At 43.9% G+C, this 22,808-nt stretch carries 19 protein-coding genes; 14 read left to right on the top strand and 5 right to left on the bottom strand.

Going from position 1 to position 22,808, the window contains the following annotated elements; translation table 11 throughout:
• Positions 1 to 987, top strand: a complete 987-nt coding sequence (locus MHH49_RS24265) for an ABC transporter ATP-binding protein (protein WP_036687658.1) — start codon at positions 1 to 3, stop codon at positions 985 to 987.
• On the top strand, positions 977 to 1,933 hold the full coding sequence (locus MHH49_RS24270) for an ABC transporter ATP-binding protein (protein ID WP_076098781.1): 957 nt from the start codon (positions 977 to 979) through the stop codon (positions 1,931 to 1,933). Before MHH49_RS24265 ends, MHH49_RS24270 begins: the two co-directional genes overlap by 11 nt.
• A 141-nt stretch (positions 1,934 to 2,074) precedes the next feature.
• On the opposite strand, the gene MHH49_RS24275 is transcribed toward MHH49_RS24270, so the two are convergent.
• From MHH49_RS24275 to MHH49_RS24285, 3 genes are all read right to left on the bottom strand, one after another.
• The gene (locus tag MHH49_RS24275) at positions 2,075 to 2,782 is read right to left on the bottom strand and encodes a DsbA family protein (RefSeq protein WP_036687653.1); all 708 of its coding nucleotides are present in this window, start codon (positions 2,780 to 2,782) and stop codon (positions 2,075 to 2,077) included.
• A 109-nt stretch (positions 2,783 to 2,891) separates the two neighbouring features.
• A complete protein-coding gene (locus MHH49_RS24280) occupies positions 2,892 to 3,638 on the bottom strand; it encodes an HAD family hydrolase (protein ID WP_076098782.1) in 747 nt (248 codons plus the stop codon).
• A gap of 36 nt (positions 3,639 to 3,674) precedes the next feature.
• The gene (locus tag MHH49_RS24285) at positions 3,675 to 4,592 is read right to left on the bottom strand and encodes an ArsR/SmtB family transcription factor (RefSeq protein WP_036687649.1); all 918 of its coding nucleotides are present in this window, start codon (positions 4,590 to 4,592) and stop codon (positions 3,675 to 3,677) included.
• 178 nt (positions 4,593 to 4,770) lie between these two features.
• Between MHH49_RS24285 and MHH49_RS24290 the strand changes: the two genes are divergently transcribed.
• The 6 genes from MHH49_RS24290 (at position 4,771) to MHH49_RS24315 (ending at position 11,257) form a co-directional block, all read left to right on the top strand.
• The gene (locus tag MHH49_RS24290) at positions 4,771 to 5,907 is read left to right on the top strand and encodes an MFS transporter (RefSeq protein ID WP_370510531.1); all 1,137 of its coding nucleotides are present in this window, start codon (positions 4,771 to 4,773) and stop codon (positions 5,905 to 5,907) included.
• A gap of 90 nt (positions 5,908 to 5,997) precedes the next feature.
• Positions 5,998 to 6,723 carry a phosphonate ABC transporter ATP-binding protein gene (locus MHH49_RS24295; protein WP_036687647.1) on the top strand — a complete coding sequence of 242 codons (726 nt, stop codon included), beginning with the start codon at positions 5,998 to 6,000 and terminating at the stop codon, positions 6,721 to 6,723.
• Positions 6,724 to 6,757: 34 nt separating this feature from the next.
• Complete coding sequence (locus MHH49_RS24300; RefSeq protein WP_232061383.1) at positions 6,758 to 8,038, top strand: hypothetical protein; 1,281 nt, start codon at positions 6,758 to 6,760, stop codon at positions 8,036 to 8,038.
• On the top strand, positions 8,031 to 8,729 hold the full coding sequence (locus tag MHH49_RS24305) for a response regulator transcription factor (RefSeq protein WP_036687642.1): 699 nt from the start codon (positions 8,031 to 8,033) through the stop codon (positions 8,727 to 8,729). Before MHH49_RS24300 ends, MHH49_RS24305 begins: the two co-directional genes overlap by 8 nt.
• Positions 8,726 to 10,192, top strand: coding sequence for a HAMP domain-containing sensor histidine kinase (locus MHH49_RS24310; protein WP_051491526.1), 1,467 nt, complete (start codon positions 8,726 to 8,728; stop codon positions 10,190 to 10,192). The genes MHH49_RS24305 and MHH49_RS24310 overlap by 4 nt, the downstream gene beginning before the upstream one ends.
• 6 nt (positions 10,193 to 10,198) lie before the next feature.
• Positions 10,199 to 11,257: a GNAT family N-acetyltransferase gene (locus MHH49_RS24315; RefSeq protein WP_341138556.1), complete on the top strand. Its 1,059-nt coding sequence runs from the start codon at positions 10,199 to 10,201 to the stop codon at positions 11,255 to 11,257.
• A gap of 100 nt (positions 11,258 to 11,357) precedes the next feature.
• Here MHH49_RS24315 and MHH49_RS24320 read toward each other — a convergent pair whose 3' ends face one another.
• On the bottom strand, positions 11,358 to 12,581 hold the full coding sequence (locus MHH49_RS24320) for a glucose-1-phosphate adenylyltransferase (RefSeq protein ID WP_036687640.1): 1,224 nt from the start codon (positions 12,579 to 12,581) through the stop codon (positions 11,358 to 11,360).
• A 216-nt stretch (positions 12,582 to 12,797) separates the two neighbouring features.
• Between MHH49_RS24320 and glgB the strand changes: the two genes are divergently transcribed.
• The 6 genes from glgB (at position 12,798) to MHH49_RS24345 (ending at position 20,524) form a co-directional block, all read left to right on the top strand.
• A complete protein-coding gene (gene glgB / locus MHH49_RS24325) occupies positions 12,798 to 14,735 on the top strand; it encodes a 1,4-alpha-glucan branching protein GlgB (RefSeq protein ID WP_341138557.1) in 1,938 nt (645 codons plus the stop codon).
• A 47-nt stretch (positions 14,736 to 14,782) separates the two neighbouring features.
• Positions 14,783 to 16,207 carry a glycogen synthase GlgA gene (glgA, locus tag MHH49_RS24330; RefSeq protein WP_036687636.1) on the top strand — a complete coding sequence of 475 codons (1,425 nt, stop codon included), beginning with the start codon at positions 14,783 to 14,785 and terminating at the stop codon, positions 16,205 to 16,207.
• A 327-nt stretch (positions 16,208 to 16,534) separates the two neighbouring features.
• The gene (locus MHH49_RS31255) at positions 16,535 to 17,353 is read left to right on the top strand and encodes a transporter substrate-binding domain-containing protein (protein ID WP_036687634.1); all 819 of its coding nucleotides are present in this window, start codon (positions 16,535 to 16,537) and stop codon (positions 17,351 to 17,353) included.
• Between the two features lie 105 nt (positions 17,354 to 17,458).
• Positions 17,459 to 18,124 carry an amino acid ABC transporter permease gene (locus MHH49_RS31260; RefSeq protein WP_235219554.1) on the top strand — a complete coding sequence of 222 codons (666 nt, stop codon included), beginning with the start codon at positions 17,459 to 17,461 and terminating at the stop codon, positions 18,122 to 18,124.
• Positions 18,111 to 18,833, top strand: coding sequence for an amino acid ABC transporter ATP-binding protein (locus MHH49_RS24340; RefSeq protein ID WP_036687633.1), 723 nt, complete (start codon positions 18,111 to 18,113; stop codon positions 18,831 to 18,833). The genes MHH49_RS31260 and MHH49_RS24340 overlap by 14 nt, the downstream gene beginning before the upstream one ends.
• A 161-nt stretch (positions 18,834 to 18,994) precedes the next feature.
• Positions 18,995 to 20,524: a Ppx/GppA phosphatase family protein gene (locus tag MHH49_RS24345; protein WP_076273273.1), complete on the top strand. Its 1,530-nt coding sequence runs from the start codon at positions 18,995 to 18,997 to the stop codon at positions 20,522 to 20,524.
• On the opposite strand, the gene ppk1 is transcribed toward MHH49_RS24345, so the two are convergent.
• Positions 20,472 to 22,586 carry a polyphosphate kinase 1 gene (gene ppk1 / locus MHH49_RS24350; RefSeq protein ID WP_036687629.1) on the bottom strand — a complete coding sequence of 705 codons (2,115 nt, stop codon included), beginning with the start codon at positions 22,584 to 22,586 and terminating at the stop codon, positions 20,472 to 20,474. The two genes, MHH49_RS24345 and ppk1, sit on opposite strands and share 53 nt — an antisense overlap.
• Between the last annotated feature and the right edge of the window lie 222 nt (positions 22,587 to 22,808).

Genomic DNA, 22,808 nt, shown 5'->3' on the forward strand with positions numbered 1-22,808 from the left:
ATGGGTGAACCGCTACTTTCTATTGATGACCTTCATGTGAAGTTCTCCCGCAGTGAAGATGAAGTTTATGCCGTAAACGGCGTTAGTTTTTCAATCAATGAAAATGAATCCTTGGGGATTGTTGGTGAAAGTGGCTCCGGCAAGTCCGTTACATTGATGTCATCAATTGGGCTCATTCGCGAAAATGGAAAAATAACATCGGGGACAGCTCAGTTTAATGGTAAGGACTTACTTAAAATGCGTCCCAAACAATTAGAAGATATTCGTGGACGTGACATCGGCGTTGTTTTTCAAGATCCGATGACCAGCTTGAACCCGATCATGCGTATCGGGGATCAAATAATGGAAGCCATGCTGACGCATCAATATGCAAACCGGAAGGAAGCTTTTGACCGAACCATTCAGCTCTTGCATGAAATGGGGATTCCGGATCCCAAATCACGGTTTAAAAGTTATCCTCACGAATTTTCCGGGGGTATGCGCCAACGTATCATGATTGCTATTGCTTTGGCATGTGAACCGCAATTATTGATTGCCGATGAGCCAACAACCGCGCTTGATGTCACTGTGCAGATGCAGATTCTTGCACTATTGCAGGAATTGCGCAGAAAACATGGGATGAGCGTAGTGATGGTAACGCATGATTTTGGCCTTGCGACCAACTTTTGTGACAAAATCATCGTGATGTACGGGGGCCAAATCATGGAGAAAGCCACTACGGACAAGTTCATAAGTGAGGCGGCGCATCCCTATTCACTTGGATTGAAACGCTCCATTATCGAAGTGGGCCACAAGGGAAAAGAAATAATGCCTATTCCAAAGACGGCAAAGACACTTACACAGACATTGACCGGCTGCCCATTTGCCGATCGTTGCTTCTATACAACTGAGCGGTGTCAGAATGAGGTTCCCAAGCTTCGAGATTTTAGCACCGATCATCAGATCGCCTGCCATCATGCTGAGGAGGTCGCTTCCTATGCCCAATAATCCGCTCTTGCGCGTAGAGAATGTCTCGAAAACTTTTCGGGTACAAGGAAAAAAGCTGCATGCCATCGAGAATGTTTCTTTTACTCTGGAAGCAGGGAAAACATTGGGGCTTGTTGGGGAAAGTGGCTCAGGAAAATCAACCTTGGGGAGAATGGTTTTGCGTCTACTCGAATCTGACAAAGGAAAAATATTTTTTGAGGACGTTGAACTATCAAAGGCAAATAAAGAGAAGCTGCGGGCGATGCGCCGTGATATGCAAATTATTTTCCAGGATCCCAAGGCGAGCCTTAGCCCGAGAATGACGGTAGGAGACGCTATTGAAGATGCAATGGCTATCCACAAAATTGGAACTAAAGTAAGCCGGCATGAGCGTGTGCTCGAACTTCTTGAGCGGGTCGGTTTGCCTTCTGAAGTCCAATACGCTTATCCGCATGAACTGTCAGGTGGACAGTTGCAGCGGGTTGGAATTGCCAGAGCGTTGTCACTGAATCCCAAATTGCTTATTTGTGATGAACCGGTGTCCGCATTGGATGTATCTATTCAGGTTCAAGTCATTCAACTACTAAAGGATTTGCAGAAGGAATTTAACCTGACTTATATCTTTATTTCGCATAATTTGGCAGTAGTGGAGTATTTGAGTGATGATATCGCGGTTCTTTATTTAGGAGAGGTGGTTGAGCAGGCTCCGGCGGATGAATTGTTCAAGAAACCTACGCATCCTTACACGCAGGTTTTGCTAAATTCGATTTTGAAGATTCCGGATAGTGTGGAGCAGAAGCAGCAGATGGTGTCGATTCAAGGCGAGGTGCCATCACCGCTCAATCCACCAAGTGGCTGCACTTTTCATCCGCGGTGTTCTTTTGCCTCGGATGTATGTATGGCTGTCAAGCCTGAACGGAAAATCGTGTCAGAAGGCCATAGCGCCGTGTGTCATTTGGTAGAATAAGCAGTGGCTTAATTAAGTTATCAGCAGATGACTTCTGTATATCACAGAAGTCATCTTTTTTAATTCATAGACACAAAAAAGCCCTGTAAGAAGTCACTTTTTTCAAAGTGAACAGCTTATAGGGCATAGTTTAAAGACTACTTACTGCTTGTCAATCGCTGCTGCTAACCCTTCATAGGAAGAATCCTGAAGCAGCACTCCATTTACCATAAATTTAGGAGTGCCGTTCACTCCGTAGGAACCAGCGATCTTAAAGTCTTCTTTTACATCGAACATATAGGTATGATTCTTGAGATCTGTTTCAAATTGAGCGTAATCAATGCCCTCGATGTTATTCTTAACAAATTTCAGAATGAATTTTTGAGTGGCCCAAATTTCGCTCTCATCGCCTTGATTAGCGTACAGCTTATGAAGGTATTCCCAGAACTTCTCGTTACTTTGCTTGTAGATGGCTTCGCCGGCGCTAGCAGCAAGATAAGAGTCCCGGTCCAAAAATGCAAAGTTCATGAAGAAAAGTTCCACTTTTCCGGTATCCACGTAGTCTTTAATAAAAGTATCCAGATACTTTTCAGTCCACATTTTGCAGGCGGGACATTTGAAATCTGCGAATTCGATAACTTTAACTTTGGCATCAGGACTTCCAAGATGAGGTTGCTTCTCATATTTCAGCCCATCAACGACAATGCTTCCCTTTACGTCGGTGTAGTTGGGTAGATCTGCTGTATCATCAGTCTTATTGCTTAAGATGAAAACAATTACAGCGAGAAGGATCACAACAACGACACCTAATATCATGGGAAGCAAAGGTCTTTTGGTCTGAGATTGTTTAGCTGACACTTTCTTATTCATATCTCACCTCCTAGACAATATAGGAATACTATAAAAATAGTATAATCATCCAGTAGGTAGTGTAGATATGTCATTTGTAACAATGCTACGTAACGTTGTAGCTAGATTATTAGTTTTTGAATTTAGCGGCTGAGCGAATGACAGGAGGCACCTCGTGGATGGACGAAATAGTCATCACGGCTTGCTGCATCTCTTGCTCCAGTTCGATAAGGTTATAGCTCCATTCATTTTGTTGCTTCAGGTAGATACTGTTAATGCCTGCGGTAACTGCGGGAAGTACATCTGTACGTAACGAGTTGCCAATCATCCAGGTACGTTTGCGGTCAAAGCTTTGGGTAGCCAAAATATTTTCAAGTGCCTCAACATTTTTATGCTTCCGAATATAGATACGATCGTCAAAATAAGCATCCAGCTTCATTTGTTCAATTTTACGTTGCTGAATGGTGTCGTCCCCGCCAGTATACAAGAATAAATGGTGACCCTCTTGCTTCAGCGTATCGAGTGTTTCAACCATGCCAGGGTAAGCTTCAATTTCTTGGTCATAGACGCTTAGACCGAGCTTGTGTAATTGCTGCTCTTGAAAGCGATCTGTCGGACGGTTATATTTGGCGCAGAAATAACGGTAGGTGGCGATTAAGGATTTAGGGAAGTTGTCGCTGGCCAGGCCACTTGTGTTGACGGTATCAACATCAATTTCTATTTGCTTGCTGCGTAATTCACTGGTGCTTGGGCCAAATTCATTAAACCAATCAGTCATGAGCTCGAAATATTGCCCTAAAATTAAATCGAAATATTTGTTGCAGTGAACCAGCGTATCATCTAGATCGAAAATTACCTGTTGAGTTGTGTATTTCATATCTCTCACTCCTTGGATCTGTATCTGTATAGTGTTCTATAGGTGAATATAAGATTCTAGAAACATTTGAAGCTCAGAAGCGCCGTCTGGACGGATACTGAAGCGCTCGTCTTGTTCCCCGCGAAGATGGATACGGAGTAAACCGGCTACGCGTAGGATCATTAGGTGATGCATAAGCATTTCTCTGGATTGATTTAGATCGGACTGCATCTCCCATAGAGATTTGGGTTCATGGGCGACATACCGAAGCAATCGGAGTCTGGTTGGATCTGACAGCGCCTTGGTCATGCGCAATAGCACCATCGGTGGCTCATTTTCATCTTCCAATGGCACATCTACAGGATACTGTACAATCACCATAGTTTTGTAGAAGCAGTAGGTGTTAATTGGTCGATTATGAACGGTAGGCAATAATACTATAGTCTTAAGATCCCGTATATCCTCGAAAACTACACCACCGGATGCATATTCAATTAAAGAAATAGGGTCCATTTTGCTTTCCAGCATTTTTTTCTCGGAGGCATCTTCAATTAATAACGGTAAAATCTTGTGTTCTACATGACGAAAATATTGCTCATACCAGAGTCTTAGAAGCGGACTATAGCTGCTCTTGATCCGGGAAGCTTCATCTATGGTGAAATCATGAATTAACGGTGCGATCTGCTGATAACACTCTTCTATAGAAGCTGAATCCAGATCATCCAGAAAATGCAGCACTGACGTTGCGGGCCCTCGGCTGTAAACCCAAGCATATAACACATCATAATCCGTAAATGGCCACTCCGCAGCTTGCATGAGAGCTGTTACTTTATGAGGAGTAATGCGATCTTCCACATCACTTACCCAGTGGGGACCGAGGTCTAAATTGGAGATCCATTTTCTGGTTACATATATCATAAAACTGTCCAGCAGTTCATAAACCGGCGATACGTCGATTTTTAATTCGTAATCCATGTAACATGCACCCCCAGAAATCCGTAACTTCTACATATTATCTCTTGTTTTGAAGAGGGTTGTCCACTATAATGTTCGGTGTTTGCCAATTGGCGTTACATTACATCATTGTTTTTATTATAGGGGGATATCATCCGTGTCAGACCGGCTTAAAGTATCTATACGAAGTAATAGCAAAATGACTTTCATGATTCTTATTACAGCTACTATAGCCGCGGGGCTTAGCCAAGGGCTGTTGCTGCCCATTCTATCCATTCTTTTGGAGCAAAAAGGAGTCTCCTCGTCACTGAACGGACTGAATGCTGCTGCCCTATACATAGGATCATTTGGGATGACCTTGATTGCTGAACGTGTTCTTGGAGCGGTTGGATTTAAAAAATTGATAGCTGGTGGGATTAGTTTAGTCTTAGTAAGCTTGCTAATGTTTCCTTTTTTTACTGGTATCAAGGTATGGTTTGTATTGCGTCTGCTTGTGGGTGTGGGCGATGCTGCGATTAATTACGGGGCCCAGCTTTGGGTTCTGCTCATGACACCTGCCGAGCATCGCGGACGTAATCTTTCACTATATGGCATGTCCTATGGTCTGGGTTTCAGCTTGGGTCCACTTGGGATAAGTCTGCTGCGTTATGGACAGGCAGTGCCTTTTATTGTTCTCGCATTTCTATTTTTGTTAGTCTTAATTCTTGTGACTACAATTCTGCCGGATTCCCGGCCAGATAAAGCGGAGAGTGGTGAAAGTCAGGTTCGCCGTTTCGGTCGTTGTTACAGCTTAGCCTGGTTCGCTTTAATTCCAGCCCTTTTATATGGCTTTATGGAAGCCAGCTTAAATAGCAGCTTTCCGGTATATGGTCTGCGTATCGGTTACAGCACAGATCAAATTGCAGCGTTATTGCCTTTTGCGGGGGTCGGAGGACTGCTTCTGCAGTTTCCATTAGGTCTGTGGAGCGACCAGTTTGGCCGCAAGCGGGTACTGATTATTGCCGGGATCGGAGGCGGGATCGCCTTCACTATGTTGCCGCTGGCAGGTGACCATTTTACGTTGACAATGGTGCTTCTGATGATCGCAGGAGGACTAGTGGGCTCCTTTTTCTCATTAGGGCTAAGTCTGGCCGCGGATATTTTGCCACGACATCTACTGCCTGCTGCCAATGTGGTTGCTTCTTTCCATTTTAGTATTGGCAGTATTATTGGGCCCGGCATTGGTGGTTTGTTGCTGCAAGTGGGCTTAAGCGGCGGTATTTTTGCCCTGATGGGTGGTTTATATATCGTGTTCGGCTTGCTTGGGTTATTATTCTCGCCACAACCTAGAAATTGAGGTAAGATAAGAACGAGTGCTCGCATGGAAATTGAACTCACATTCAGAGTACACTATAGATTATAGATGAAGACAGGGAGAGGCTGAACTATGATCACAGTTGAACACTTAGCCAAGGCAGTTGGGGAAGATAAAAATCCGGTCCTGCAGGATATAGGATTTCAATTAGAGCCGGGTGAGCTCGTAGCCATACTTGGAGCGAGTGGGAGCGGTAAGACCACTTTATTACGCTGTTTAGCGCTGCGAGAGAAGTGGGACAGAGGGAATTTTAGAGTGGACGGTACGGATATTATGGCGAGTGCCTTTTCCGGAAAAAGAAAAATTCGCCGGGAGTGGGCTTACCTGGAGCAGAATGCTGAGCTCAATCCTAACCGAACAGCGCTGAAAAACGTGCTGATCGGCCAGTCCGCACAGACGCCAATGTGGCGTATGGTTACAGGGATGGTTCGTTCAGATGATTATATGGGTGCGATGGATGAATTAGATGCCCTTGGACTTCTAGATAAAGCGAAGATGAAGACTAGCCAGCTAAGCGGTGGTGAACGTCAGCGTGTAGCGATTGCTAGAGCATTAACTCATGGTGCCAAAGTAATTCTAGCGGATGAACCGGTTACGGGTCTTGATCCCAAATCGGCAGAGAGTGTATTGGAAACTTTGCGCAGACTATGTAAAGAGACGGGGCTTACCGTAGTGACGGTGCTGCCTATTGAACTGGCTGAACGTTTCGCTTCACGTATATGGGTACTAGAAGATGGACGAATTAAGCATGATATAAAGGGACGTAGATTAACGTCTCAGGAACGCGCGAATTTGTAAAGTTCGGACACGGATAAGGAAAAGAGTGATGAGGTTGAGTATAAAAAGTCTTAGGTGCCTGGCAGCTGCAACACTGTCGTTATCCGTACTTTCGGGTTGTACTTTCATCAGTGATCCCGTTTCGAAGATGAAAGCTCCGCAGCTGTCTGCTGACAAAGCAACACTTATGGCTGCTATTAATTCACATATTCCAGCGGGTACGGAGTTGATCCGTCCGGTTAATGATGAGAGCTCAATTTTCACAGAGGATCTCAATAACGATGGAATTATGGAGTCGTTGGTGTTCTATAGAACGCCAAGCGAAGCTGTAGAGATTCACGGGATGATCTTAGAGAAGCAAGGAGATGCCTGGGTCAAAAAGCTTGTTTTTGATGGGGATGGAACTATGCTGGAGTCCGTCGATCTGAAAGATATGACAGGTGACGGGAAGCTGAATATCATTACAGGTTATTCACGTGGGGAAGAAAAAGGCCTCGTCGTGTATAGCTATTCCAGCGGATCATTGGAAGAAGTGCTTTCACTTCCTTACACCAAATATATGATTGATGATCTTAACAAGGATGGAATTGAAGACATCACCGTTGTTTATTTTAAAAGAAATGAATTTGCAACCATTTCGATCTATCAGTACAATGATGGCTTTAAGGTGCTCGATAAGATCGAGGATATCGATCCGTATTTTTTTAATTATTACAATATTGTCGCAGGAAAGATTGCCAAAGATAAAGAAGGAATCGTATTGGACGCTTCGGTGGATTTCCAATCCGCCTACAGTTTAATTGTTCTTATGGAGCACAACAAACTGCGTGTGGTTTTGCCAGGTGATACGAGGACTTACAAAGATCGTCTGATTGCAAGCGAAGATATCGATCATGATGGCATTATTGAAGTTGGATTGCTTGAAGCGCCAAAAGGATGGGAGTATTTCGACCCCGCAGATATTCCTTATTTCACCTCCTATTATAAATGGGATGGAAAAGATGGCCTAACCTTTGCAGTCCAGCTATATCGTGATCCATCGGATCGCTTTACTATTAATTTTGATCCGGAGCTGCATGGAAAGGTAAGTATTGATACGAAATCTGTTCTGGATAAAAACCTTAAGTTCATCATGACTGATACCGGAGAGACTTTTGCGGAGGTTTCCTTCTTTTCTCCTTCGGAATGGGATAAGGCTAAGAATGAAGGCTGGGAGCTGCTTGGACGGGATTTAGATAAAGTCATCGGCTACCGTGGTGAGCTAGAACAAAGTACAACTAAAGAAGGAAGCAATAAGATTGCCTCCCCTATTGAAAGGAAGGGAATAGATGAGTAAAGTTCTGATATTGGAAGATGAAGAGTCCATTCGCAGTTTCATAGTCATTAATTTGAAGCGTAATGGTTTCGAAGTGCTGGAGGCTGCTGACGGGAATGAAGCATTGCATAAATTAACCACTATACCTGATATTGATATTGCGTTATTGGATGTTATGGTTCCCGGCATTGATGGATTTGAAGTTTGTAGACGGATTAGGGAGACTAATGAACGCTTGGGAATTATTTTTCTTACCGCCAAGGTTCAGGAGCAGGATAAAGTTTACGCTTTGTCCGTAGGTGCAGATGATCATGTTAGTAAGCCATTTAGCCCAACAGAGCTAATTGCGCGTATTCAATCTTTGCTGCGCCGAGTAAATGTGCATCGTGAACAGTCGGCCAAGGTTTCTTTTCATTCGGGGCCTTTCAGCTTGGATCTTATTACCAAACAATTCAAACGTGATAATGTAGCCATTGAACTGACGCCTACGGAGTTCTCTCTGATTCAATTCTTTCTTGAAAAAGAAAACACTCCGCTTAGCCGCGATCTTCTGTTGGATCATGTGTGGGGCAAGGAGTATATGGGTGATCCCAAAATTGTAGATGTAAATATCCGGCGCTTACGCCAGAAGATTGAGAACAATCCTTCGGAGCCGGAATTTTTGCAGACTGTATGGGGGCACGGATATAGATGGAAAGGCCAAGGACAATGATTAAGAAGGGGATGCGCAGACAGATTGTTCTGCACTACATTCTTGTAGTTTTTTTGGCGCTTCTCCTCGTAGAAGTTATCTTCCTGCTGGCCATCAGAACATATTATTATGACAGTGTATACAGCAAGATTAAGAATCACATTTCCGTTTCAGAGTCGTTTTTTCAAAAAAACATGATACCAAGCGATAATAGCATCTATCTGCTACAAGAAGTACTGGAGAGGTTCTCATTGAGTAAGACGGAGCTGGAAATCTTATCGCTAAATGGGGATATCATCACTAGTTCCACTGGCTTTCAGCCGGATCGGACCATTACGACCAGTGATGTACCAGAAGCCGTTGGCGGCAGCGTTGGGCGCTGGGTAGGGCGTCAGGCAGGCACGAATGAGAGCGTAATGGCGGTTTCCAAAATGCTGCAGATTCATGGACAGGATAAGTATGTCCTAAGGTATATTACTTCACTAGAAGAAATCAATAATGATTTGCTTAATCTTACCTTATTGTCTACTGCTATTGCTGCAGCTGTTATGGCTGTAGTTGTTGGTTTTAGCTTCGGACTGGCCAATTCGATTGTGAAACCGCTGAATAATATTACGGCAGTTTCAGCCCAGATGGCCAAGGGGAGATTCAACGTACGGATTAAGGGAGACTATAAATTTGAGATTGGTGATTTGGCTTCAACGCTGAATTATATGGCTCAGGAAATTGTGCGCAGCAATCAGATTAAGGATGATTTTATCTCGTCCATTTCTCACGAGCTGCGGACACCTCTTACAAGTATCAAGGGCTGGAGCGAAACCTTGGTTTCCGGCGGGTATGATCCGGAGGAGACAAAACTTGGAGTCAGCATCATCTCCAAAGAAAGTGAACGTCTGATTGGGCTGGTGGAGGAAATTCTCGACTTTTCTAAGCTGCAGCAGAACCAAATGAAGCTGTCGATTGGGGTTGTAGATGTAAAGGTACTGCTACAAGAGACGATACTGAATGTTTGGGCTAAAGCGGAAAAGAAACGAATTCATCTGCTGCTGGAATGTGAAGACGCGATCTTTGTTAAAGGGGATGCCAATCGATTAAAACAGGTATTCTTGAACTTGGTAGACAATGCAGTGAAATTCTCACATGAAGATTCCAGTATTGAATTGTCAGCAAAGAGGCTGTCTGCTACAGAAACAGCGATTATGGTACGAGACAGCGGGATAGGGATTAGTGAAGCGCATATCTCCAGAGTTAAGGACCGTTTCTTTCAAGTGGATGCACTTAATGGAGGAACAGGCTTGGGGTTAGCGATCTCACAGCAGATTGTAGAACTTCATAATGGGACACTTGATATGGCAAGTGAGCTTGGAAAGGGAACGGAAGTAACCGTCATCTTGCCTCTTACTGAACCACAGCCGGAAGTTAACTCAGATGAGGTAACTCAAATTACAGCTACCTTTCCTGAATTAGATGATTGGGAGACGTGACCTGAGATGGGGATAACGAAGAATTCGATCCGTATAGTTCGTGGAGAGCCTGATCGGGTTAACGACATCTTGAGGCTGTTGCAAGAAGCGGCAGGATGGATGGAGCGTAACGGGATTAACCAATGGACACCCGGACAATTTAATGAGACCGATATTGCAGGATATTTCGCTGACAGACATGTTTATTTAGCCCTTGACGATGGGGCTGTAGTTGGCATGTTCACGTTGCAATTCAGTGATCCACAGTACTGGGGCAGTAAAAATGATGAGTCCTACGCTTATTTGCACCGATTGGCTGTGAAAGACTCCCACCGCGGCCGAGGACTTGGACAGCAAATGCTTAAATATGCAGTAGTTCTAGCCAAAGATCTAGGCTGTAAGAGTCTTAGGTTTGACACTGTGGCACATAACATTAAGCTCAATCGTTATTATCAGAGCATGGGTTTTCACTACATGGGCACTAACGATATGGGAAATGGTCGTTTAGTGAACTTATATGAACATTCTGAGGAGAGTGCTGAGTCAGACCGTCTGATCCTCAGGTTTATATCAGAATCTGATTTTGAACACTTAAAGCGCTGGAGTGTTTCTCCAGAGTATCTGAAGCAGTGGGCAGGACCTTCGCTTACTTATCCTTTAGACGATGAGCAGCTTGTTAAATACTTAACGGATGCTAATCATCCAGGCTTATCCGATCGCCTTATCTTCTGTGCAATTCAGGAAGCTACGCAGCAGGTAGTGGGCCATATTAGCTTTTCAGCCATTGACCGGGTTAATCGTTCTGCACGTATCGGCAGGGTAGTAGTGGACCCTGAGTTTCAAGGTAGAGGCATTGGTAAACGGATGATACAAGAAATGCTTCGAATTGGATTTGAAGGTCTGGACCTGCATCGTCTGTCTCTAGGCGCTTTCGATTTCAATACAGCTGCCCTGAAAGCTTATGAAGCTGTTGGCTTCAAGCGGGAGGGTGTTCAACGTGAGTCCGCTTTATTCGGAGAGCATTATGTAGATTGTGTGGAAATGAGCATATTAGACAGAGAATGGACGGCTAGCCGTAATTCATAAGATCATTAATTCTTTACAACCGAAGGGGCTGTTGCTCTGGTCATGATCGACCAGGACAACAGCCCCTTTTTATATAAAGTATTTTTCTATATAATGGTTGTTATGAAGGAAGAACTTCACGCAAACGTCCTGTCTTCTCATACACATCCTGAAACAGACGGGAAGGTTGGTTTCGGACCGCCGGCTTGGCAGCCACAGTCTCATGTGGTCCAACGACAACGATATTATTTATGCTTCCCTTGATGACTGCGCCATCCTTAATGATTGCCCCTTCACCAATAATGGCATTCTCAATCAATACTCCACGTCCAATGCGAGCTCCAGGCATAATAACACTTTGTTTGATCTGGCTCATCTTACCGATTTCTACCCCATTAAAGACTACAGAACGTTGTAGACTACCTTCTTGGGAGCAGGATTCATTCACGAGAGAGTCCGTTGACGGGATCTGTACACGTGGTTTATGAACTGCAAGCTTAGTCCGGCGAACCCGACTATACATAGGCCAATGAGTCTTGTCTAACTTCATGCCATTGTCTTTTTGCAGAAGGTCCATATGTGCTTCCCAGAGACTGCCGACTGTACCTACATCTCTCCAGTAACCCTTGAAACGGTAAGCGAATAAATCATCATTCTGATCCAGCATGGTAGGAATAACGTCTTTACCAAAGTCATGGCTGGAATTAGGATTAGCTGCATCCCGCAACAAGTGCTCCTTCAGATAAGCCCACTCGAACAGGTAGATACCCATTGAAGCAAGATTACTTTTTGGTACTTTAGGTTTTTCCGCAAATTCGGAAATTTTCAGATCATCGTTTACGTTCATTACTCCAAAACGACTAGCCTCATCCCAAGGAACCTCCATTACGGAGATAGTTGCTTTTGCTCCTTTTTCAATATGATAATTCAGCATCTTACGGTAATTCATATGGTAAATATGATCACCGGATAGAATGAGCACATGTTCTGGGTTGCGGCTATCAATAAAGTCAATGTTTTTATAAATCGCATCAGCAGTTCCTGTATAACTGTCTCTGCCTTCAACACCTGAAGGAAGCAATGTGACACCTTTATCCTTTTGACTAACTAAGCCCCAAGGCTCACCTTCACCGATATGATTATGCAAAGAGTCAGCTTCGTATTGTGTCAGAACACCTACTGTATCAATGTTCGAATTTACACAGTTACTTAGCGGGAAATCAATAATTTTATACTGTCCACCGAAAGGGACTGCAGGCTTAGCCATACTGGAAGTCAAGGGAGCCAATCTGCGGCCTTCCCCTCCTGCCAATAACATGGCGATACAATCTTTTTTGTTGTTCATTTGTTATCCCTCCCATTATTTTGTCAATGCTTGTAATATAAACTTACGACAAGCGCTTGAAACGACATAGGTGAAATATATTGCTTTGTAAACAGAAAAATTACAATTAATATTTCTTTATCAGAAAATCTTTTCTTTTAACATCAAAACATTTTCAAAATGGTAATATTCGGGTAAGGTAATAGGTACAAGCACATTGAAAAAGGTGGTGTAGAATTGGCTGAAAAAGCAAAAATCGAGACCCTTCCGTCAGCTGCTGATATCTATCTGTTCCATGAGGGCACCAATTATCGCAGCTATTCTATGCTGGGTGCACACACTGCCGCTGAAGAAGGCGTTACCGGTGTGCGCTTTACCGTGTGGGCTCCTCATGCGACATATGTAGGACTAGCTGGTGATCATAATGATTGGGACGGAACACAGGGCGTGGACTCGTTATATAAGATACCCGATTCAGGATTTTGGAGTCGTTTTTTTCCGGGAATACAGCCGGGAACTTTTTACAAATACAGGATTCTTGCCTCAGATGGATCAAGTTTCCTAAAAGCGGATCCTTTTGCTTTCAAAGCCGAGGTTCGACCGGCAACGGCTTCGGTAGTAGCAGAACTGGATGGCTACCGCTGGGGAGATGCAGCATGGCGTCGGAAAAGCAAAGCGCCTTATCAACAACCAATGAACATTTATGAAATGCACTTCGGTACCTGGCGTCAAAAAGAAGATGGAGAGTTCTACACCTATCGGGAAATGAGCGAGCTCTTAATTCCTTATTTGGTGGAGATGAACTATACACACGTGGAATTTATGCCGCTGGCAGAACATCCATACGATCTATCCTGGGGTTATCAAGGGACGGGGTATTTTGCGGCAACCAGCCGTTATGGCGAACCCCATGAGTTGATGTATTTGATCGATCAGCTGCATCAGGCAGGTATCGGTGTGATTTTAGATTGGGTTCCAGCTCACTTTGCCAAAGACGCACACGGTTTACGTATGTTTGATGGAGCGCCACTTTATGAATATGCCGATCCAATGTTAGCTGAAAAACCAGGCTGGGGGACACTTTCGTTTGATTTCAGTAAGCCGGAGATTTCTTCTTTTCTTATTTCTAATGCGCTGTTTTGGTTTGAGTATTATCATATCGACGGAATGCGTGTAGATGCGGTTACGAGTATGCTTCGATTAGATTTCGAAAAGCGGGATCATCAATATCGGCGGAATGTTAATGGTGGATTGGAGAATCTGGAGGCTATCAAATTTATCCAGAATCTGAACAAGGCTATCTTTCATTATTTCCCAAAGGCATTGATGATGGCTGAGGAGTCCAGTGCTTGGCCGGGGGTTACTGCACCAGTGCATGAAGGGGGCCTTGGCTTCAATTACAAATGGAATATGGGTTGGATGAATGACACGCTAGGCTACATAGAACATGATTTTGGTGGGCGCCCTTATCATCATAATTTACTTACGTTCCCAATATGTTATGCTTATGCCGAAAATTACGCATTGCCGCTATCGCATGACGAGGTTGTCCACGGCAAGAAGTCTTTGTTAGACAAAATGCCGGGTGCTTATGAACAGAAGTTTGCAGGGCTCAGACAGCTGCTGGGATATCAGATCTCACATCCCGGTAAAAAGCTTCTGTTTATGGGTGGAGAGTTCGGTCAGTTTATCGAATGGAAGGATCAGGAGCAGCTGGACTGGCTGCTGTTGGATTATGAGAGCCATCGTCGTATGCTTGCCTACACGGCTGCACTTAATAAACTGTACCGCTCCGAAAAAGCGCTGTGGGAGCTGGATCATGCTCAAGAAGGTTATCAGTGGATTGATGCAGATGACAATGATCAAAGTGTGATTTCGTATAAACGCCGAGGGAAGAAACCAGGAGATACGCTGCTTATTGTCATCAATTTCCAACCGGTAGAACGGCACAATTATCGTATAGGCGTGCCACGGGCTGGGACATATGAAGAGTTCTTTAGCTCCGAAAATGTAGAGTACGGCGGTTCCGGATTGCACAATGTCCCTCAAAAGAGCGTTAAGCTGGAATGGCACAATCAGGTGAACAGCATAGAGCTGACTCTTCCGCCCCTTAGCTTCCTGGTGTTTAAAAAAACGTCACGAATGGGTAAGAATAAAGAGGCAAAAGAGTTATAGATCTAAGTACGAATAGAGAATCCGTACAGTTTAAGGGGGAAATAATCATGAAAGTTTTATTTGCCGCAGCTGAAGCCCATCCTTTTGTCAAAACGGGTGGTTTGGCCGATGTCATTGGAGCACTACCTAAAGCGCTGAAGGCTGCCGGGGTAGATGTACGAGTGATTTTGCCTAAATATCGTGGGATTCCTGACAAGTTCACCGCTCAAATGGAGCATTTAACGGAAGTGTATGTCCCAATTGGCTGGCGAAAACAATACTGTGGAATTGAACGCATTATCTATGAGGGTATCCCCGTTTATTTTATCGACAATGAGTATTATTTTGGGCGTGATGGAATTTATGGTTATATGGACGATGGTGAACGGTTTGCGTTCTATAATCGTGCAGTACTGGAGTGTCTGCCGGCCATTGATTTCCAGCCTGATGTTCTGCATTGCCATGATTGGCACGCGGCCGTAATTCCAATGCTCCTACAGGGGCATTATCGTCACAATCCATTTTACAGTGAAATGCGGAGTGTATTTACAATACATAACCTGTTGTATCAGGGAGTGTTTCCTTATGAGGTACTTGGAGAGCTGTTAGGTCTGGATAGCAGTTATTTTGGTAGTGTGGAGTACTATGGTAATGTGAATTTCTTAAAAGGCGGGATTGTATTCAGTGATCGGGTCACGACCGTTAGTCCGACCTATTCAGAAGAAATTCGCACACCTTATTATGGTTACGGCTTGGATGGTTTATTGAACGCACGGTCAGATGTTTTAAGTGGTATTGTGAATGGCATTGATACTAAAAGTTATAATCCAGCGACAGATTCCAGCCTTGTCACCCGTTATCGTTCCAATTTAACCAAGAAGACGGAGAACAAAGTAGCCTTGCAGGAAGAGCTGGGATTACCAGTAGATGCTAATATCCCAATGGTAGCTATGGTCACGCGTCTTGTGGACTCCAAAGGCTTAGATCTGCTTACCCGAGTGCTGGATGAGCTGCTATATCACGATGATATTCAATTTGTGCTGCTTGGAACTGGTGATGAATCCTACGAGCGTTGGTTCAAGGAAGCAGCATGGCGTTATCCGACAAAGCTGTCTTCACAGATCCTATTTAATGATGCACTCTCACGTAAAATATATGCTGCCAGCGATATCTTCCTTATGCCGTCCAAGTTTGAGCCATGTGGCATCAGTCAGCTGCTCGCTTTGCGCTATGGTAGTATACCCGTTGTACGTGAGACAGGTGGCCTCAATGATACTGTGCACGCTTATAATGAAGAAACCGGTGAAGGCAATGGCTTTACGTTCAGCAATTATAATGCTCACGATATGATGTTTACGCTGCGCCGGGCACTTTCTTTTTACAAGCAGCCTGAACATTGGAAAAAGATCACAAAAAATGCATTCGCGGGAGATTATAGCTGGAATGTATCCGCTCAACAGTACATGGACATCTATGATGATATAACAAGATAAAGTTTAACAAATTCTGTAATGGGTTAATAAGGGATTGCACCCGGGAGTATGGTAAATACTCTGGGAGCAGTCCTTTTTTTATGACAGAAGGGAATGAATAATCGAATGATTTAGCTAGTATAGGGGATAGTAAAAATGTATAAATCTTGCTTCATCGTGAATAAAAACGGTTTTTTAGTTGTGTATTATAGAATTACCCTCATAGAAATCCATTAAAAGGAAGTTATTGTCACAATTATGCCTTTGCATATTCATGCGTTCTGATTTATAATAAGTCAGTCATTGGGTCAACTTAGATTTTTTCATATGAATAGGGGAGATATAGAAATGAACAAATGGGGTAAACTTAGTTTAGGAATGGTATTAGCGGTAGGTCTGCTCTCAGGCTGCGGTCAAAATAAAAATGATAATGATACCGCTGCTAGTGGTAATGCAAATTCCGGTGCAGTTACTAAAAAGCTGATTATGGGAACAAGTGCAGATTTTCCTCCGTACGAATTCCATAAAGTAGTGGACGGAAAAGATACCATCGTAGGTTTCGATATCGACATCGCTAAAGAAATTGCTGCTGACATGGGCGCTGAGCTTGAAGTTAAGGATCTGCCTTTTGATTCACTGCTTAACGAATTGTCCAGTGGACGTGTAGATATGGTGATTTCCGGTCTTAGCCCGACTGAAGAACGCAAAAAAGCGGTTGAACTCTCAGATATTTATTACAAAGCAGAGCAAGCTATTGTAGTGCGCGAAGCAGATAAAGATAAATACGCTACTATGGACGCGGTGAAGGGCACCAAAATTGGTGTACAGACAGGCTCTATTCAAGAAGAAATCGCCAAAGAGATTGAAGGCGCAAAGATCACTTCTCTTGGTAAAATCTCCGAGATCGTTCTGCAATTGCAATCTAACCGTATCGATACAGCAATTATTGAAGGACCTGTAGCCAAATCTTTTGTTAAGAATTTAGCGGGTCTTGTAATTACCGATGCTAAGCCTGAAGTAGAAGATGATGGATACGCAATTGGTATTAAAAAAGGCAATACAGAGCTTCTAGATAAAGTAAATGCAACACTTAAACGTCTAGAATCAGAAGGTAAGATTGATGAATATGTAGCGGCAGCCAGTGAGCTTGCTGAAAGCACGAAGTAAGGAATGGAGATTGTTTTAGGTCTGCTGAAGTAAATTGTATGTGTATTACAGAAAATAGCGGAACTTTGCTATTTTCTATTTTTTTGGAGATAGGGGGATAAGATATTGGATATTACTTTATTTAGAATGGCTTATGATTATCGTGATCTTTTCTTGACTGGATTACAATATACCTTGCTTCTTGCTGTTCTTGGTGTCTTTTTTGGCTTCATTCTTGGGATTATCGTCTCTCTACTACGGATGTCAAAATGGAGAGTGTTACGTTTCTTAGCCACTGCTTGGGTTGAATTTTTGCGGGGCACTCCAATGCTTGTGCAACTGTTTCTCATCCATTACGGGCTGGCGACGTTTGGGATTGAGTTTACTCCGATTCAGTCCGGGGCGATTACACTCTCCATTAACAGTTCTGCTTATCTGGCAGAAATATTTCGCGCCGGGATTCAGGGTGTCGATCGTGGACAAACGGAGGCCGCACGTTCACTTGGAATGAAACAAGGGATGACAATGCGTCATATTGTACTTCCTCAGGCACTTAAAAGTGTACTTCCGGCAATCGGTAATGAATTCATTACCATTATCAAGGAATCATCAATTATTTCATTTATCGGAGTAACGGATTTGATGTTTCAAGCTCGTACGGTTACAACGATTTCGTATGATGGTATGACACCACTCGTGATTGCTGCCTTTATGTATTTTGTTCTAACATTTACGCTTTCCAAGATCCTAGGTAGACTCGAAAGGAGGCTGAATACCGATGATCGCCGTTAAGAACCTGCAGAAGCATTATGGAAAGCTGGAGATTCTCAAGGGAATCGATTTGGAGATTAAAAAGGGTGAGGTTGTCGTTGTAATCGGGCCCAGTGGTTCGGGAAAAAGTACCTTTCTGCGTTGCTTGAATCTATTGGAGCAGCCTACAGGTGGAGAGATCACTTTTGAAGGGGAATCGATCACCTCAAAGAAGCATGATATCAATGCAACGCGTGAGAAGATGGGGATGGTTTTTCAACAGTTCAACCTTTTTCCGCACAAAACCGTTCTGCAAAACATTACACTCGCACCGATTAAAGTAAGAAAACAGCAACAGGCTGTGGCCGATAAATTCGCAATGGAGCTCCTCAAGACTGTAGGGCTTGAAGATAAAAAGGATGTTTATCCAGCTCAATTGTCCGGTGGACAGAAGCAGCGGATTGCGATTGCTCGTGCATTAGCCATGCAGCCGCATGTGATGCTTTTTGATGAGCCTACCTCAGCGCTTGATCCGGAAATGGTAGGAGAGGTACTTGAGGTTATGAAAAAGCTTGCCGAAGACGGAATGACAATGGTTATTGTTACACATGAGATGGGCTTTGCCCGTGAAGTGGGTGACCGCATTCTGTTTATGGATGGCGGGGTAATCGTTGAACAGGGTACTCCTGAACAAGTATTTGGTAATCCTACACATGCTCGGACTAAGGATTTTTTAAGTAAAGTATTATAAAGAATTCGTCAAAACGGCCCTGGACAAGTATCCGGTGGCCGTTTTGTTATAGGGTCCTGAGGGTAATGTGGGGATATATCGCTGGGACTGAGTTCATTTATTTATGTAAACCATGTATAATAGATGGTCAGTCAATCAACAGGAAAAGGAGTACATACATAATGAGAGATGATCTACGCCGGATAGGCATTATTGATATTGGTTCGAACTCCATTCGTCTTGTAATTTATGATACAACGCGCGAAGGAGGCTATAAGATCATCAAGGAGTGTAAGTACTCCGCTCGCCTTAGTGAGAAGATTACGAAGGAGAATAGTCTGGAACAAAAGGACATGGAAACGATTGTTCCGGTCTTGCGGCAGTTTAAGGAAATCTGCAATGCTTTTGCAGTGGAAACCATTCGGGCGGGTGCAACGGCAGCTATTCGTAATGCAGCTAACTCAAGCGAAATAATAAGCTTTTTGTCACAATCTTCTTCCATTCCGATTGAGGTGATCAGTGGCCACCAGGAGGCATATTATGGCTTCTTGGGTGTTATTAATGCCTTTAATGTTGAGGATGGTTATGTCATTGATATTGGTGGCGGGAGTACTGAAATCACTCTTTTTTGTCAGCGGCGTTATCAACACAGCATTTCTTTCCCGTTTGGGGCAGTAAATACCAACCTAATGTTTGGCCAAGGTGGGAATTGGAGCGATGAGCAGATTCACAAGCTGCAGACCTTTGTTCTGGGCAGGCTGGTTGAGCATGATTGGCTAAATGCCAAAGCTGGGCTTCCTTTATTCGGTTTAGGAGGGACGGTTCGTTCTTTGGGGAAGCTGGATCAGAAGACACGAGCATACTCATTGCCTAACTCCCACGGTTATACGATGACCAGTGAGACAATCGAGCACTTTATGAACACCCTACCTTCAATGCCTTACGAAAAACGTAAGGATTTAGATGGATTATCTAAGAGTCGGGCGGATATCATTGTATCCGGGTTGATTATTTTCCATACGGTGTATCAGTATATTGGGGCGAGTGAGGCGATAATCAGCGGGGAGGGACTCAGAGAAGGTTTGCTGCATGATCTGTTGGAGCCGGAGCAGCCAGTGCGTGATAGTGCTTTAGAATATAGCTTAAACACGATTATTCGCTTTGATATTCATACCTCTAAACGGTATTTAGATCATATCAACAAGCTAGCGCTCAGCCTGTTTGACGCATTTAAAGATGAATCGAATAGAGCAGAGCACGAGATGTTAATCTATGTGTCCATCATGCTGCATCGTACGGGAACGAATATTAACTATTACCAATCCAAACGACATACTTTGTATTGGTTGATGAATTCACCGATTCGTGGACTTACCCACCGTCAGCTTATTCTTTGCGCTATGATTGCCTCATACAGCACAAAAAGCCGGAAGCAGAAATTGTCCCAACAACATAAGGACATTTTGCTGCCATCCGACGAAGAGTGGATTCATAAGCTCGGATCGCTTGTCCAGCTTAGCATTGCGCTGGACAGCACGGAGATTGGAATTGTAAGCGGCCTGAAGGCCAATCTGCACGGCAATACGCTTCATCTAGACTTAGAGGGCGCATCGTCACTGCTAATTGGCCTAGAGGACATTGAGAACGCGATAAAAGCATTTAAGAATGCTTGGGCGGTGAAGGTAAAACTCGGCTTCCCTTCCAACGTGTAACATCCATTGCAGCAAACTGGCTCCGGAAAGGGGCCTTTTTGTCGTCTGGTTGTTCGTAATATCCATTAGCCTGCAAGAAGCTGGCTTTAACATTATCTTGTAGAGACAACTCTAGAATCTTGACGATCTGTTTACGGATGCCGCTGTCTCTGACAGGACACATCAGCTCAATCCGGCGGGTTAGGTTTCTAGTCATCCAGTCGGCACTGGATAAATACACCTCAGGTTTGCCGCCATTTTCGAAATAATAGATCCGGGAGTGCTCCAGAAAACGGTCTACGATACTGCGTACTGTAATGTTTTCACTTAAGCCCTCTATTCCCGGACGTAGGCAGCAAACCCCTCGCACGATTAAGTCAATGGAGACACCGGCTTGGGCTGCGCCATATAAATCGTCGATCACTTGCTGATTAGAGAGTGAGTTCATCTTGGCGATTATGCGTGCGGGTCTGCCTGCCCGCGCATGTTCAGCTTCACGCATCATTAGCTTTTGCAGGGATAAGCTCATATTCGTTGGCGCTACAATGAAGGAATGCCAGTCAAAATTAGCCGAATATCCAGTCATTTGATTAAACAGCTCGGAAGCATCCAGTCCGATATCGCTTTGGGCGGTGAATAGACTGAGATCCGTGTAAGCCTTGGCTGTACTGTCATTATAGTTTCCTGTGCCTACATGCACGTAACGACGCAGTTCAGGGCCTTCCTGGCGGACAATCAAGGTCACTTTGGCATGCGTTTTGAGTCCGATCAGACCATAAACGACATGACAGCCTGATTTTTCAAGCTGGCGTGCCCAAGCGATGTTCCGTTCCTCATCAAATCGGGCTTTTAACTCTACAACCACTGTAACTTGCTTGCCAGACTCCGCAGCATTGGCTAGTGCAGTGATAAGTGGAGAATTTCCGCTGACGCGGTATAAGGTCATTTTAATAGCCATCACTTGCTCATCTTCTGAAGCTTGAATGATAAAGTCTGTCATCGCATCAAAAGACTCGTAAGGGTGGTAGACTAATACATCCCGTTCACGCAGCACCTCGAAGAAATCCTCGTTTTCTTGAAATTCAGCAGGGTAGACCGGCTCAATAGGTGGATAGTTCAAGTAACTAAAACCTTTTAAGCTTCCGGCAAAATTACGAAGAAAGCCCAGATCGAGCGGACCTTCTATTTCAAATACGAAGTCCTCCAGCTCAAATTCAGCTTGTAGCTGCTCAAGAGCATAGGGATGGATACCTTTTTGTACCTCCAGACGAGCAGGCACCCCGCGACGACGCTTGCGCAGCTCTTTTTCGATCTCTTCCAGCAGATCCTCGGCACCTTCCTCATCGATTGTAAGATCTGAGTTACGAGTCAAACGAAACTCACTAACCGCAACAGGTTCGTAACCGCTGAATAAGGTTTGAATGTGATGGCGGATCACATCTTCAATAAATACAAATTGTCTTTTCTTACTATTAGAGCGGTGTGGAAGAGGGATACATCTTGGCAGATTCGAAGGAATTTGCAGGATAGCAAAATAAGGCTCCTCTTCAAGGCCATTCTTACGAGTAAGAACAACAGCTAGGTAGATAAACTGGCTGTGCACGAGTGGAAACGGCCGGCTCTGATCAACAGCCATTGGCGTAAGTACAGGATAGATGATATCCCGGTAATACTGTTCTATGGACTGCTCTTGGGCATGGGTAAGATCCTTATAATCCACAAATACGATGCCTTCTTTATGCAAACTCCGCGAAATATCACGGAATGTCCGGTATTGATCGGCAATGATTTTGGTTACGCGTTTGATGAGGCGTTTATACAGACCGGAAGGGGTGTAGCCTGTGAAATCTTTTTTAGTATAACCCGCCCGGATCTGATCTTGAATTCCCGCTACGCGAACGCTTATGAATTCATCCAGATTGCTCGAGACGATTGCCAGAAATCTGGCACGTTCCATTAAAGGGTTATCAGGGTCCTGCGCCTCCTTGAGTACACGGCGGTTAAATTCGATCCAGCTCAAATCCCTATTGAGGTAAGCAGTGGCTGGACTGCTTTGGTTGTTTTTAATCTCTTCTGTATTCATGGGACCTCCAAATATGCTTCGATGTCTGTATCTCAAATCTATTTATCATATTCTATCATTTTACTATTGGATGAGGCACGAAATGTTAAATCTATGTAAAATCTCAAAGAATATTATTTAATTATCTTATATAATAGGATATGATTGTCGCTGATTAGTTAACATAATGAAAATTATGTTAACTAATCAGCGGATCAAAGACAATAATTAAACATGTTATTT

The organism is Paenibacillus sp. FSL F4-0122 (assembly GCF_038002845.1).
In the GTDB taxonomy this organism is placed as follows: Bacteria; Bacillota; Bacilli; order Paenibacillales; family Paenibacillaceae; genus Paenibacillus_AQ; species Paenibacillus_AQ odorifer.